Source organism: Spiroplasma endosymbiont of Lasioglossum villosulum (genome assembly GCF_964020195.1).
GTDB classification, from domain to species: domain Bacteria; phylum Bacillota_I; class Bacilli_A; order Mycoplasmatales; family VBWQ01; genus Spiroplasma_E; species Spiroplasma_E ixodetis_A.
In genome coordinates this window covers 823,791-838,448 of sequence record NZ_OZ026539.1, presented here as the reverse complement: position 1 = coordinate 838,448, position 14,658 = coordinate 823,791, and the positions used below count along the sequence as shown (strand labels likewise).

Here is a 14,658-nt window from a genome sequence, read left to right as displayed (position 1 = left end):
CGACCTACTTTATTGTTTATTGATTTTTATTTTTTCATTGTGTTTTTTTTAATAATTCAGATATAAACTTTTCATATTCACTTTCTTTAATATTACCATTTCAAGTAAATTTAATATTATTTTCTTTTGCTTGTTCTAATGAAGTAATATTAATATTTCAGTGAGTTACACCGGCAACTAATTTAGCAGCCATACCATTTTTACCAATAGCTAATGATAATTGTTCAGTAGGAACAATAATATTTGCTTGTTGTTCTTCTTCATTAATATCAATTGAAATAACTTTAGCTGGTGTTAAAGCGTTAATTATATATTCTTTTATATTAGGATTTCAGGCAATAATGTCAATTTTTTCGCCACTTAATTCTTGCGTAATTAGTTTTGTTCTTTCGCCTTTTGGGCCAATACATGCACCAATACCATCAATGCTTGGATCATGACTAACAATTGCAACCTTAGCTCTAATTCCAGGAATACGAGCAATATCTTTAACTTCGATTACACCTTGTGCGATTTCAGGAACTTCTAATTCTAGTAAACAACGTAAAAAATTAACGTGAGTTCTTGATGCTAAAATTTGACCATAGTTTTTATTTTTAATAATATCTTCAACATAAAATTTGATATAAGTATTATTAGCGATTGGTTTATTTTTTGGTAAGATCTCACTAGGGATTTGATTTTGTTTTGGTAAGAAAGCATAGGCTCTACCAATTTTAATTAACATATAAGTTTCTTCAACACTTTCAATAGTACCAATTAATATGTGATCTTTTTTATCAATAAATTCATCATAAATTGATGTTTTTTCTGCTTCACGAATTGATTGTTTAACTACTTGAATGGCTTTAAAAATTGATAAACGAGAGAATTGATCACTAGGAATTATTTGCGTATATGTATCACCAATTGTTAAGCCAGGATTCTTTGTTTTAATAGTTGAAAGTGCAATTTCTAATTCAGGATCTTCAACTTTTGGAACAACAATTAAATCCTTTAAAATTTTAATAGTACCTTTATTTTGATCAATTTCAATTCTGATATTTGTACTATCATCACGATGACTTTGATATTCATATGCTTTTTTTAGTCCTTCTTTTAAAGCTTCAATGATATCTTCTTTTGCTATTTGTTTTTCTTCAGCAATTTCATTTATGGCATTTAAAATGATTTGACTAATTTCTTTGTCCACTTTTTCTCCTCCTTGTTTTTTATAAACATTGTTGTTTATTATTTAATAGTATTTGAAATAGATTTATTTCAAAATGAAAATATACTTAAATAAAAAAAATATATTACACTAGAAATAATAAAGACAGCTGGTAGCTGTCTTGCTATAATTCTAATTCATTGTTCATTATACAATATTATTAATTTGAAAACAATAGAAATTTATTAAAGGATAGAGTTTTATTATCGTAGATTATATTGTAGAAATATCTTTCATTATATTAATGGTAATTTTCAAGTTTTAAATTGATTAAATATAATTATTTATATAGTCGTAATTGTTTTTGTTCTATTATCATTGAAAGATATAACATTCATTTTAAAGTTTCTATTTTTTTAAAATCAAGGGGAACTAAATCGATTTTCAATACTAATTTGTTCTTATATTGATATTAATTTCCTATATATTCTGCTTATCAAAGATTAGACATTTTTTTAAAATATTTTCAAACATTAGTAAAAATGTTAAGATTTATTTATTAAATTTTATTAAATAATAAAAATTTGGAGTAAATATTATGAGTAAAAATAAGAAAAAGAATGAAAATATTAGTATTGTAGTTTTTATTTCATTAATAATTATTATCACTATTATATTTTTGATTAAGTCATTATTTAAAGGTTTAGAAAAATGAATTGTTAATAATGTTTGAATAACTATAATTATTATATTTTCTATAATTATTGTTTCAATTTTAACTACTATTATATTGACAAATAAATATTTAAAATATAAAAAAAATTATTTTAATTTAGAAAAAAGTAAAGAAATAGAATATTCTTATCAAATAATAGAATTAGAAAATCGAATTAAAAATTATGAAAAAATTTATCCAAATTTAAAAAATTTTGAACATCCTTATCAATATAATGATAATTTAAATAATACGTTAGGTATTAAAGGTGAATTAATTGTTAAAGAAAAAATAATAAGTATGTTTAATGAAGAAGATTTACAATTATTTAACAATTTATATTTACAATCTATTGAGGGAAAAATTAATCAAATTGATCATTTATTAATTTTAAATAGTTGTATTTTTATAATTGAGACTAAAAATTGATCTTTAAAAACTTATGGAGATTATTTTAAAAAAAACTGAATCCAATATCATGGTGAAAGACAAGAATTTATTCCATCACCTCTTTATCAAAATAGAAGTCATGTTAGAACTATTCTGTATCTTTTAAAAAAAGAAAACATTAATTTAAAACAATTTAAATTTTTTAGCCTTGTAGTATTTGTTCAAAATAATTTACAAATTACTGAAAATAGTAACTTAAAAATAAATGAGAAAGCATTAAATTTATTTGAATTATCTGAATATATTAAAAATAAAATTGAAGAAAATTCAGGAAAATGTACTTCTTCTTCTAATAGTCAAAGAAATATAATGAATCAAATTATTTTAAATAATAATAATCCAGAAAACATTCAAATTCATAAAGAACAATTAGACTATTAAAAACACAGTTATAAGCGAACAAAATTTAATAAATTAATTTTTCTAATAATCTTCTGTCGTTGAAATTTTAATTAAAAAAATGTATTTTTATTTTCTGTTCTTAATTTTTAAATATAAAAAAACCTGAAAATTTTTCAGGTCTTTTTACATTATATTACTCAATAATCTTGGAAGTACTGTAGAGTATATATAAAAAATAATAAGAATGTTCAGTTAATGAACAATTTAATCCTAACATTTTTGAAATTATTTTTTTTAAAAAAGCAAAATAACACTTAATAATGAAAAATATTATAAAAAAAACACCAAATAAAAAAGAATGTATAATTATGAACAGAAAATAGTTTATATTTTTCAGAAAAATTATCTAAGGGGGAAAAACAATATGAGAAACATGAAAACATTACTACGACTAATGGGTGCTGCTGCTTTAACAACAGTTGCAGCAAGTTCAGTTGTTGCATGTGGAACTCAAACAAAAGCGCCAGCATTGAATGGCAAATATGCAAAATTATTAGGATGATATAGTGATGAAAATACAAGTACAATTAATCAAGAACTAAAAAAGGATGAAAGTGCTGTTGGTAAAGAAAATTATTCAATTGCTATTGTTGCTACTGATAGTACAAAAATTACAACAACTAAATTTAACGAAAAATTATTAAAAGCAGGTGACGGTGCTGATGCTAACAAATTTAAAGCAAAAGATGCTGATGCTGCAGTATTTTTAAAAGATTTAGGATTTACATCTGGTAGCACTACTGCTTTTTATAAAGTTGAAGAAGTTACATCTATTACTGCTTTATCTGCAAAAGTTGAAAGTACTGAAGCAGGTAAAATTGAAGCTGTTGGTACAACTGATTTTAAAGTTGCAGCTGGTACTTGCCAAATTAATATTATGGATAAGGCAACTGGAGATGATGCCAAATCTGTAAAAAAATATACTATTAGTACTCTTAAGAAAGATACATTAGGTGTTCCTGCTCAAGTAGATACGCTTGTACAATCAGCAAAATTGGATTTAACTAAAGCTAATGGATTTGAACAAGGCAAAGATGTACTTAAGTCTTTACCTTGAAAAACTGAGAATTCTAAAGAAAAAAATCTATATAATTCTTTAGTTAACTTATTTAGTAAAGATAAAGTATCATTAGTTTGAACTTCTGATGCTCAAGGTCAAACAGCGATACTTAAGTATACAGCTCAAAAAGTATACTTAACCGTAAAATTTGGAGAAGTAAAAGTTACAAATACTCTAGATTTTGGAACTCCACAAGCTTAAATATATTTTAAAAGATTGCAATTGCAATCTTTTTTATCACTTAAAAAATTTTATTAATTTATTAAAATTATAAAAATAATTTCAATTTAAGAATAATAAATAGCAGAAAATAATTTTTTTTAGAAAATTATCTAAAAGGGGAGAAAATATTATATGAAAAATATAAAAACATTATTACGTTTAATGGCTGCTACTGCTTTAATTACAACTGTAGCAAGTTCAATTGTTGCCTGTGATTTTGAAGCAAAAGGACCAATATTAAATGGTAAATATGCAAAATTATTAGGATGATATAGTGACAAAAATACAAGTTTAATTAATCAAGAATTAAAGAAGGATGAAACTACCGGTAAAGAGAAGTATTCAATTGAGGCTGATGACACAAAAATTATGATGACTAATTTTAAAAATAGTTTATTAAACGTAAACGAAATTAGAAATCCAAATCAAGCAAAAGATGCTGATGCTGCAACATTTTTGAAAGAGTTAGGAATTACAAGTGGTAGTGAAAATGAAGAATATTCACCTGATGATGTTAAAAAAATTACTACCTTATCTGCAAAAATTACAAGTACTGAAACGGGTAAAACTGAAGAAAATAATACAGGAACTGATTTTAAAGTTCTTGCTGGTACTTGTCAAATTGATATTATAAGCAAAGATGATGATAGTGTAGTAAAATTTTATACTATCAATACTGCTAAAAATAATGGATTAAATATTTCAAAGATAGTTATTACTAAACTTATTAGTGATAAAAATAGTTTAAAATTAACTGCTGCGCAAGGATTTAAACAAGGTGAGTCTGTTGCTGATTTTAAATTAGTAATAAATTCAGAAAGTAAACAAAAACAATTTGATTCTCTAGTTCAAATATTGAATACAAATGTTAGTACTCAGTTCCATGCTAGAGTTGCTGATGGTCCATTAGTAACAGGAAATTTTAGAAATTTAAAAGTTTATTTAGCAATATATTTTGGTGATGTGCATCTTTTACCTAGAATAGATTGTGGTATACCACCAACTGTTTAAATCATTAAATATTTTAAAAAATATAATGACAGTTATTGTTAATTATCATATTTTTTTGTTACTATTAATACAAATGAAAATTATTAATAATTAGACATTTGAAATCAGAAGAAATTAAATTTATAACATTGATAAGTTAAAAAAATAAACTTTAAATGAGGACACAATTGTATCTTTCAATTTTATTAAGTGATATTATTAATTATAAAAATTAAAGAAGGAGAAAAAATATGTTAAAAGCAGGAAGTATATTAATATTTATTGTTTTTATTTTAGAATCAATATTTATAATTCCTTTATTATGAACAATACCCGCTTTTATTTTATACAAAAAAGTAAGTAAAGGTGAAGCGACTACTGATCAAAAAATTGCTTTAGCAATATTAGGAATTATCTTTGGTGTTGCATTAGGTATTATTGGTGGTATTTTTATATTAGTTGATTTAAACAATGATGAAAATAAAATCCAAAGATATTAATAAAAAACATCATTAATTAATGATGTTTTTTATTTTTTTAAATAGTTTTCCATTGGTTTTAATAAAAATTATTATATAATTTTTATAGTTTGATTTAAAAACAACTTAAAATTATTAACTAGGAGGAAAACAAATATGGAAGTTATTATTTTAGAAGCCACAAATCTGATGAATGAAATAATTTTACGTTATAAAAATGAAATTAACAAAATTCGCACCGGAAGAGCTAATCCTAATATCTTAGAAGGAGTTAATGTTAAATGTTATGGTGGTGTTGATAGTTTAAGTAATATTGCGCAAGTTAAAGTAGCAGAAGCACATCAATTATTAATTAAACCATATGATCGCAGTTTAATTAAAGACATTACAGAAGCTGTTACAAAAGCTGATTTGAAATTACAAATTAAAAGCGAAGCAGAGAATATACGTTTAATTTTCCCACAATTAACAGAAGACGTTCGTAAATCTTTAGTTAAAGATTTGAGTAAAAAAACTGAAGAATATAAAGTTAAAATCCGTAATTGTCGACGTGATGCTGTTCAAAATCTGAAAAAAATAAAATTACCAGAAGATCAAGAAAAGCATGCAGAAACTACAATTCAAGATTTAACTGATAGTAAAATTAAAGAACTTGTATTAATAGAAAACAATAAAAAAGCCGATTTAATGAAAATTTAGCAATAAAGCAATAAAAAGTTAGGGGTTAAATATTGTGAAAAAAAAGATAATAAATAAAGAAAATATAAAATCTAAAGTTTCTTTTTTTGCAAAACTTAGTATTTTTTTTAGAACCTATCGAAATCGTATTCTTACAAGCTTTATTTTAATTGCTTGTGGTGTATTATGAATGTTTATTGGGGCAGTTTATTTAGAACCAATTTTTGGTAATAAACCACAGTGATCAGCCTATACATTTATGATAATTAATACTTTAATTTTTATTGGTTGTTTATGAGAAATTATTAATTTAAAAAAAGAATCAAATTGATCAATTGTACTTAAAATTTCTATAATTTTAACAGGAGTCATACTTTTATGAGTTCCGCTTGGTAAAGAAACTTTTGGTCCATATATTTATAATCATTATTGATTTGAAACTTGAATGACTTTATTAACTTTATTATTTTTCATTTGTATTTTTATTTTAATTGCTTGACGAAGTAAAAATTTTCAATTAAGTGATGTTATTTTTATTTTTACTTGAATTATTTATTTAGTATTTGTTGTTAAAGCTGTTAATTTTTTAATGTTATCAGAAATTAAACTTTCAAAACTAGGATGACCAACATTATTGTTTTTATTCATTATTGTTATGTCTAATGATGTTGGTGCTTTTATTGGTGGTATAATTTATGGTAAAACAAAAATGGCACCAAGTATATCACCAAATAAAAATTGAGAAGGTGCTATTACTGGTTTAATAACAGCAGTTATTTTAAGTATGATAACAGTAACTGTTTTTTTAGAAACAAGTAATTATAATCCATTGCCTTTTTTAGAAGTTAATAGTAAAGTACCAATCTATATTGCTTATTTTGCTACTAGTTTTATTCTTTCAATCGTTAGTCAAATGGGTGATTTATTATTTTCTTATTTGAAACGTAATTATCATGTTAAGGATTTTTCAAATATTTTACCTGGACATGGAGGATTATTAGATCGTTTAGATTCATTTTCAACAGTAGTTATTTTTGGTTCTCTAATTACTCTAGCAGCTATTGCTTAATATATAAAATTTAAGGATGAAGTTATGTATATATTTTTAGCCATTTTAATTGGTTTATTTACAATATTATTTTTAATTACCTTGCATGAATTTGCTCATTTTGTAATTGCTAAATTATCAGGAGCATATGTATATGAATTTGCTATTGGTATGGGACCAAAACTTTTGCAGTGAGGTAAAAAAGAAACACGTTATACTTTAAGACTATTACCATTGGGTGGTTATGTTTCTATTGCTTCAGAAATTGCTGATGCTCCTAAAGGACGAGAAGATGAAGTAATTGATGGTAAACGAATGATGGAAAACTTGCAACGTGGTAAAAAAGCAGCTTTCATTAGTGCAGGTGCACTAATGAATTTATTATTAACTTTTATTTTATTAATGATTGGATATGGAATTTATCCACATAAATATGATCCTAATTTGCCACCAACTTATGCAACAACAGGACCATTATATGAAGCAGTTAAAGAATATAATGAACATAATCCAACTTTTAAAATTTTAGATACTGATGCTATTACTAGTATTTATAATACTGGTGATATTGAATCTAAACAATCAATTAAATCATATTATGATTTAGAAGCATGATTAAGTAAATATAATAAAAAGACTACTAATGGTACAGTTATTGCTGACTACAAAATTACTTTTGATAATAAAAATGATAAAACTGTTACTTTTAAACCTGTAGAACAAAAAGGGGTGCTATTCATTGGTGTTAGTCAAGGTAGTTATTATTTAAATGCAGGTCAAGTTATTAGTAATGGTATCATTGATACTTTTAAAGATAGTTACAGTCTTTTACAAGCATTGGGACAATTAGTTACTTTTCATTGACAAAATTTATCAGGACCTGTTGGTATTGTTAAATCAACTAATAGTTTTTTAAATCCTGATTTATCATCAACACAAGCAGCAAGTACATATTTTCGTTGAGCAGCATTATTATCATCTAATTTATTTTTATTAAATATGTTACCAATTCCGCCATTGGATGGTTATAAATTTGTTGAAAATGCAGTTGAAGCGGTAACAAGAAAAAAATTAAATGAAAAATATAAAATTATTGTCAGTATTGCTGGAGCTATATTATTTTTAGTTATCTTTATTGCTATTACTATTAAAGATATATTTTTTTAATCTTTACTTTATAATAAAATCTTATTATAAATAGGATAATAAATTTGAATGAAAAAGTTTTGAGTAATTTTCTTAATTATTTATATTTTAAAAAATAAAATAGTTACTATTTTAAGTGAACAATATTGTTCACTTTTTATTTTATTTTGAAATATACTTTATAAGTATAAAAACTAAAATTTATATCGATTATTTGCTCCTAAGAGAATTATTTTTTCTTCAACAAATTTCTGAATAGCTATCATTGCATTTTCTGTTAATGTATTAAGATTAGATAAATTAGAATTAGTTTGCAAACTTTTTTTTAGACTTTCAACGTAAATCTTTCTTAAATCACTACTAATATTAACTTTAGTAATACCAGCTTTAATTGCTAGAGTTAATTGTTCATCATTAATAGTAATATTATCATGTAATACTAAAAAAATTTCAGGCATTTTAATAGCAATTTCTTTAATTAGAGAAATTTTTAAATCTTGTCTATTATCTTGATGATGACTATTGATAGCAGTAAATACAAGACAATTAATATTAGTTTTATTTCTAAATAATATTGCTTGTTCAATTAAATTAATATCATTAGTAATATCTCCTTTTGTATTATTGTAAAAAATCTCTGATTCAACAATAATACCCAAAGGAGCAGCAAAATGAACAATATCTTTAGTTTTTTCAATATTTTCTTTAATTGTATAGTTACTGTAATTTAACATAACTGAACTAAAATCAGATGTAATTTTAGTTTTAATAAAGTGTGGATCAAGACAGTGGTCTAGTTGTAAAAAAATTGGTACTTTTGCACGATTAATAACATTATTAATAATAGCAAGTACATATTTTAAATCAATACAATTAATAGTGTTAGGTGTTATCATTAAACATATTGGTGCTTTTTGTTTTTCGGCTGCATTAGTAATTGCAATTAACATTTCTAAATTATCAAAGTTAAAACTTGGGATTGCGTATTTGTTAATTTGTGCATGTTTTAACATTATTTTCAAGTTAATTTTCAATTACAATCACCTAACTTTTCTTTTTTATTTAATTATATCAATAATATTTATCATGTAAGGAATATAAGATATGTTTTAAATTTTTACTTTTTTCTTTTCTTTTTAATTTTGCTTTTCTTTTTTTTATTAAGTTGACGTAATATTTTTTGATAAAAATCATATAAACGATGTTCAGAAGTTTGATAACGTTTGAACATTAAGTTATTAATTCAAATATAAAAATATTGTAAACTGAAAACTAAACCAAAAACAAAAACAACAGCAGTAGCAGCGATTAATCATCCATATTCGCCATTTGAATAATCAAAGAAAAAATATGGATATCATGTATCTCTTGGTGGATGACCAGTTTCTATAAAATCTAAATAACGTAAATGACCTCTAATTAGAATAACAATACAATAAATTGCTGGATAAATAACAATTAATCATAAATATATTTTATGTTGTTGTTTTATATTAATATATTGATGACCTGACGTAACAATAAAGCTAGTAATCATAATTATTGGCATTAATAAGTGTAAAATTAATGTTGCAATTCAATTATAAGCACTGTATTGTTTTGGATCTTGCTCAGCAGTGAAAATACCTATTCAAAATATTAACATCGTAATAGTAATATAAACAGTTACTGCTAATCGAGTTTGAAAACTTGGTTTAGTACTACGAAAATAAGAATCAAATAAATAAACACAAAAATAAATAACAACCATATAATTACTCTCAGTAGTAAAAAAAGCATAGTAGTTACTTACTCGTTCACCATATCCTAAATGTTCAAATTTTTCCATTGGATAATATATTGCACTAATTAAATCAATAATTAAAAATAAAATTATCATTATTAATGCAGATAAACGTATATAAAAGTTGGCTTTGTTACTTAATTTATACATAATAATCCCACATCTTTTCTTTTTTCTTTGTATTATAATTCTAACATTAATTGTGTATTTTCTTCTAAATGTTCTAATACTCCTAACTCATTTAATAGTTGATAATTAGTTTTAGTAATATTAGTTCGTAGTTGTAAATCATTTTTTGAAGTAATTGCTTGTTCACTCCTTGCTTTAACAATTGAATTAGCCACAATTTCACCCAATCCATCTAAAGTAATAAATGGTGGTAAAATTTGTTTTTCACCATTTATTACTTTAACTTGAAAAAGTTTAGCATCAGAATGTTCTAAACTAATATTGCTAAATTTAATATTTCTAGCATTCATTTCTAATGCCACTTCTAATAATGGGATTAAATCTTTTTCTTTAGTAGTAACTGTATTTTTTTGACCATCATTTTTTCTTAATCTGTTATTAATATCTTTTAATTTATTAGTAATAGCACCAATACCTTGTAACATAGTTTTAATATCAAAAATTTCGCATCTTGTTGTAAAATAAGTAGCATAATATTCATGTGGATAATAAACTTTAAATCAAGCTACTCTTCATGCCATTAATACATAAGCAGTAGCGTGTGCTTTAGGAAACATATATTTAATTTTTTTGCAAGATTGAATGTATCAATTAGGAACTTTCTTTTCTTGCATTAACTTTTCATATTCTTGTTTAATGCCTTTTCCTTTACGGACATCTTCCATAATATTAAAAGCAATTTTTGCTGGTAAGCCTTGATATACTAAATAAGTCATAATATCATCACGACAACCGATTACATCTTTTAGTTTTAAACCTTGTTGTGAAATTAATTCATCAGCATTATTTAATCAAACGTCAGTACCATGTGATAAACCAGATATTTGTACTAATTCAGAAAATGAAGTAGGTAATGTATCACTTAACATTTTACGAACAAAACCAGTACCAAATTCAGGGATACCAATTGCTCCTGTTTTTTCGCCAAGTAAATCATCACTAGTAATATTTAAGGAATTTAAATTAGAAAATAATGATAAAACTTTTTCATCTTGATTAGGAATTGTTTTTGGATCAATACCAGTTAAATTTTCTAACATTTTTAATGCTGTTGGATCAACATGACCTAGAATATCTAATTTTAATAAATTATCATGAATAGCATTAAAATCAAAGTGGGTAGTTTTTCATGTAGAACTAGTATCATCAGCTGGAAAATTGATTGGTGTAAAATCATTAATATTATATTCTTTTGGTACAACAATAATACCACCAGGATGTTGACCAGTTGTTCTTTTAATACCAACACATCCTTGACTTAGTAACTCTAGTTTTGCTGCACGCATATCTGATTGACCAATTTTTTCTGCATAAGCTTTAACATAACCATAAGCTGTTTTATTGGCAATTGTTGAAATTGTTCCGGCACGAAAAACATTTTCTTCACCAAACATTTCTTTAGTAAAATCATGAGCTTTATTTTGATATTCACCAGAAAAGTTTAAATCAATATCAGGTGTTTTATCACCATCAAATCCTAAGAATGTTTCAAAAGGAATATCATGACCATCAGTATTTAAATCAATATTGCATTGTGAACACATTTTTTTTGGTAAATCATAACCACACTTATAAGAACCATTACTAATAAATTCACTAGTTTTACATTGTGGACATAAATAGTGTGGTTGTAGTGGGTTAACCTCAGTAATGTTAGCAAAAGTAGCTACTAAAGATGAACCAACTGAGCCACGACTACCAACAAGATAACCATCTTGCAAAGATTTTTCTACTAATTTGTGTGCAATTCAATAAACAACAGCAAAACCATGAGTAATAATTGCATCTAATTCACGAGTTAAACGTTTTTCTACATATGTTGGTAATGGATTACCGTAACGATTTCATGCTTGTTCATAACAAAGATTACGTAATTTAGTATCAACATTAACAATACTTGGTGTAAATAAGCCATCTTTGATTGGTTTAATCATTTCAAATTGTTTAGCTAATTGCAAAGGATTATTAATAACAATATCATTAATTAAATTAGGGTCATCTAAAAAATTAAATTCTGTTAACATTTGATTAGTAGTTCTTAAATGTTGATCAGGATATGATGTAACTTTACCTTTACGATCAAATAATGGGTGCAATAAACCACCAATTGCTTTGCTATTAATAATAACATCACGATATATTTTTTCATGGAAATGTAAATAGTGGGCATCGCTAGTAGCAATTACTAATTTATTTAATTTAAGGGCATTATTAATAATTTTTTTAATAGTATCATGTAATTGTTCTTTAGTAATATTTCCTAACTGTATTAAGTGTTTATAAACAGCAGGTGGTTGGATTTCAATAAAATCAAATCACTTCATTATTTTAATTAGTTCTTCTTCACTTTTATTTAATGCTGTTTCAAAAACAGCACCATTTATACAACTACTACCAATTAATAATTCTTTTCTATTTTCATTAATTGCTTCTGATATGATTTTTGGTGTTTTATAAAAATACTTTGTATGAGATAGTGAAACTAATTGATATAAATCTTTTAAACCTAATTGATTTTTTGCAAAAATAGTAATATGTTCACCACGAAGTTTATAATTAATTTGTTCATTAATTAAGTTATTAATTTCTTGTAAATTAATACAATTAAATTCTGTTTTTAATTGTTGTAACATTTTTAAAAATACTTGTGCTAATACATTAGCATCATAATCAGCACGGTGAGCAATTTCATCATCATATTTAATGCCATAAGTACGACAAATAGTACCTAATCGATAATATTTTAGTTGTGGTAGAATTGCTCTAGATAATTGCAAAGTATCAATGACAGGATTATTTAAAGGCATGAAACCCAATTGTTTCATTGCTGCTTGTAAAAAAACAAAGTCAAAGTTAGCATTATGAGCAACTATTGTTTTATTACCAATTATTTCAATAATTGTTGGCAATATTTGTTGTAATGTTTGTTTATCTTTTAGCATAACATTGGTAATATTAGTAAGTTCAGTAATATGTTCAGGTATGGGATTATTTGGTTTAATTAAAATTGTATCTTGTTTTAAAATCATATTGTCTTTAACAATTGTATAACCAAATTCAATAATTTCGTGATAATTGGTTGATAAACCAGTTGTTTCTAAGTCAAGAACAATGTATTCTAAATCTAATAATGATGTATTAATATTATTTTTAGTAATACTAATATTATTGGGGATTAAATCCATTTCAACACCATACATTACTTTTAAGTTTGGATGTTTTTTAGCAGCATTAGCAATATCTGGGTATGCTTGTACATTTAAGTGATCAGTAAAACCAATTGCTTGGTGTCCTCATTTAGTTACTTGATTGATATAATCACTTGCTGAAGTAATACCATCCATAGCACTCATTTTAGTATGAGTATGAAATTCAATTCTTTTAGTTTTAGCATCATCATTATTGTTAGCATTTTTATTATTTAAATCGATAATTAAATCATCAATTCATAGTACTTGTTCTTTACTATAATTATCATAACGACTATTAGCATTAATTTTTATTCAATCATCAACTTTAATATTATCAAATTTCTCATCTGGTTGATCGCTATTAATAAATGCTTTGCAAGTAATTGCATCGCTATAATCAGTAATTCAAAATGAATAAAATCATTTTTGAGTTTTGGTTAAAAATTTATTAATTTTAAAAACTTTACCACTAATAATAATATTGGGTTTGTCGCCAATGATATCTTTAATACTATGAGTTGGGTCTGTTATTTCTAAATTAATTTTTGCTTTTTTGCGATAAGTAGTGGTACTAAAATTTTTACTTACATTATTTTTAGTAATTTTAGTTTTTAAATTGTTGGTAATTTTGCTAATTTCTGTTTTAGATTCATTTTCATAACTAATAAATGGTTGCTCTGCTTTATTTATTTTAGTTTTTAATTGAATTTTTTTAAAACCATATTGTTGAAAGTAATTAATAAATTGTAAAAATTCATTAGTTATTAATTTCTCTTCAATACTATTATGAATAGTAATGGTAATAATATTATTTTTATAATTAATTGCTGAGTCGGGTAAAGAATAATAAATGCCAGCTAATAGTTGCAATTTATGAGTTTTAATATAATGAAAATATGTTAATACAGTTGATTCATCAGCAGTAAGAGAAACATTAAAATCGACATTAATATTCGAAACAGGTAATTTTTCAAAATGTTGTTCAAAACTTTTTAAAGTAGTAGTTGTTAGAAAATTAGGTAAGTTGATGGTAATTATTACTTGTTGATTATGATGAAAATATTGTACTTTTTTAATAGTGGCATGATTAAATTCATTATTAACATCATTAAAATCCATTTCATGGAAAAGTTTTTGCAAATCTTGGTTCATATA

11 protein-coding genes are annotated in these 14,658 nt (G+C 24.3%); 7 read left to right on the top strand and 4 right to left on the bottom strand.

Going from position 1 to position 14,658, the window contains the following annotated elements:
* Positions 1–16: 16 nt before the first annotated feature.
* A complete protein-coding gene (gene nusA / locus AACK81_RS04775; RefSeq protein ID WP_338960218.1) occupies positions 17–1,192 on the bottom strand; it encodes a transcription termination factor NusA in 1,176 nt (391 codons plus the stop codon).
* Between the two features lie 556 nt (positions 1,193–1,748).
* Between nusA and AACK81_RS04770 the strand changes: the two genes are divergently transcribed.
* The 7 genes from AACK81_RS04770 to AACK81_RS04740 all read left to right on the top strand — a co-directional run bounded on the left by AACK81_RS04770 (position 1,749) and on the right by AACK81_RS04740 (position 8,361).
* Complete coding sequence (locus tag AACK81_RS04770; RefSeq protein ID WP_338960216.1) at positions 1,749–2,696, top strand: nuclease-related domain-containing protein; 948 nt, start codon at positions 1,749–1,751, stop codon at positions 2,694–2,696.
* A gap of 385 nt (positions 2,697–3,081) precedes the next feature.
* Positions 3,082–3,978, top strand: a complete 897-nt coding sequence (locus tag AACK81_RS04765; protein WP_338960214.1) for a hypothetical protein — start codon at positions 3,082–3,084, stop codon at positions 3,976–3,978.
* Between the two features lie 153 nt (positions 3,979–4,131).
* Positions 4,132–5,010, top strand: a complete 879-nt coding sequence (locus tag AACK81_RS04760) for a hypothetical protein (RefSeq protein ID WP_338960212.1) — start codon at positions 4,132–4,134, stop codon at positions 5,008–5,010.
* 230 nt (positions 5,011–5,240) lie between these two features.
* Complete coding sequence (locus AACK81_RS04755; RefSeq protein ID WP_338960210.1) at positions 5,241–5,489, top strand: hypothetical protein; 249 nt, start codon at positions 5,241–5,243, stop codon at positions 5,487–5,489.
* Positions 5,490–5,624: 135 nt separating this feature from the next.
* Positions 5,625–6,167 carry a ribosome-recycling factor gene (locus AACK81_RS04750; RefSeq protein ID WP_338960208.1) on the top strand — a complete coding sequence of 181 codons (543 nt, stop codon included), beginning with the start codon at positions 5,625–5,627 and terminating at the stop codon, positions 6,165–6,167.
* A gap of 34 nt (positions 6,168–6,201) precedes the next feature.
* Positions 6,202–7,215 carry a phosphatidate cytidylyltransferase gene (locus tag AACK81_RS04745; RefSeq protein ID WP_338960206.1) on the top strand — a complete coding sequence of 338 codons (1,014 nt, stop codon included), beginning with the start codon at positions 6,202–6,204 and terminating at the stop codon, positions 7,213–7,215.
* Positions 7,216–7,239: 24 nt separating this feature from the next.
* Complete coding sequence (locus AACK81_RS04740) at positions 7,240–8,361, top strand: site-2 protease family protein (RefSeq protein ID WP_338960204.1); 1,122 nt, start codon at positions 7,240–7,242, stop codon at positions 8,359–8,361.
* A gap of 173 nt (positions 8,362–8,534) precedes the next feature.
* Here the strand turns inward: AACK81_RS04740 and AACK81_RS04735 are convergent, their stop codons facing one another.
* The 3 genes from AACK81_RS04735 to AACK81_RS04725 all read right to left on the bottom strand — a co-directional run bounded on the left by AACK81_RS04735 (position 8,535) and on the right by AACK81_RS04725 (position 14,655).
* On the bottom strand, positions 8,535–9,374 hold the full coding sequence (locus AACK81_RS04735) for a class II fructose-bisphosphate aldolase (protein ID WP_338960202.1): 840 nt from the start codon (positions 9,372–9,374) through the stop codon (positions 8,535–8,537).
* Positions 9,375–9,457: 83 nt separating this feature from the next.
* Positions 9,458–10,219 (bottom strand): Pr6Pr family membrane protein, encoded by a 762-nt coding sequence (locus AACK81_RS04730; RefSeq protein WP_338960200.1) that lies wholly within the window; start codon positions 10,217–10,219, stop codon positions 9,458–9,460.
* 86 nt (positions 10,220–10,305) lie between these two features.
* Entirely contained in the window at positions 10,306–14,655 is a 4,350-nt protein-coding gene (locus AACK81_RS04725; RefSeq protein ID WP_338960198.1) for a PolC-type DNA polymerase III, read from the bottom strand.
* Positions 14,656–14,658 lie beyond the last annotated feature (3 nt).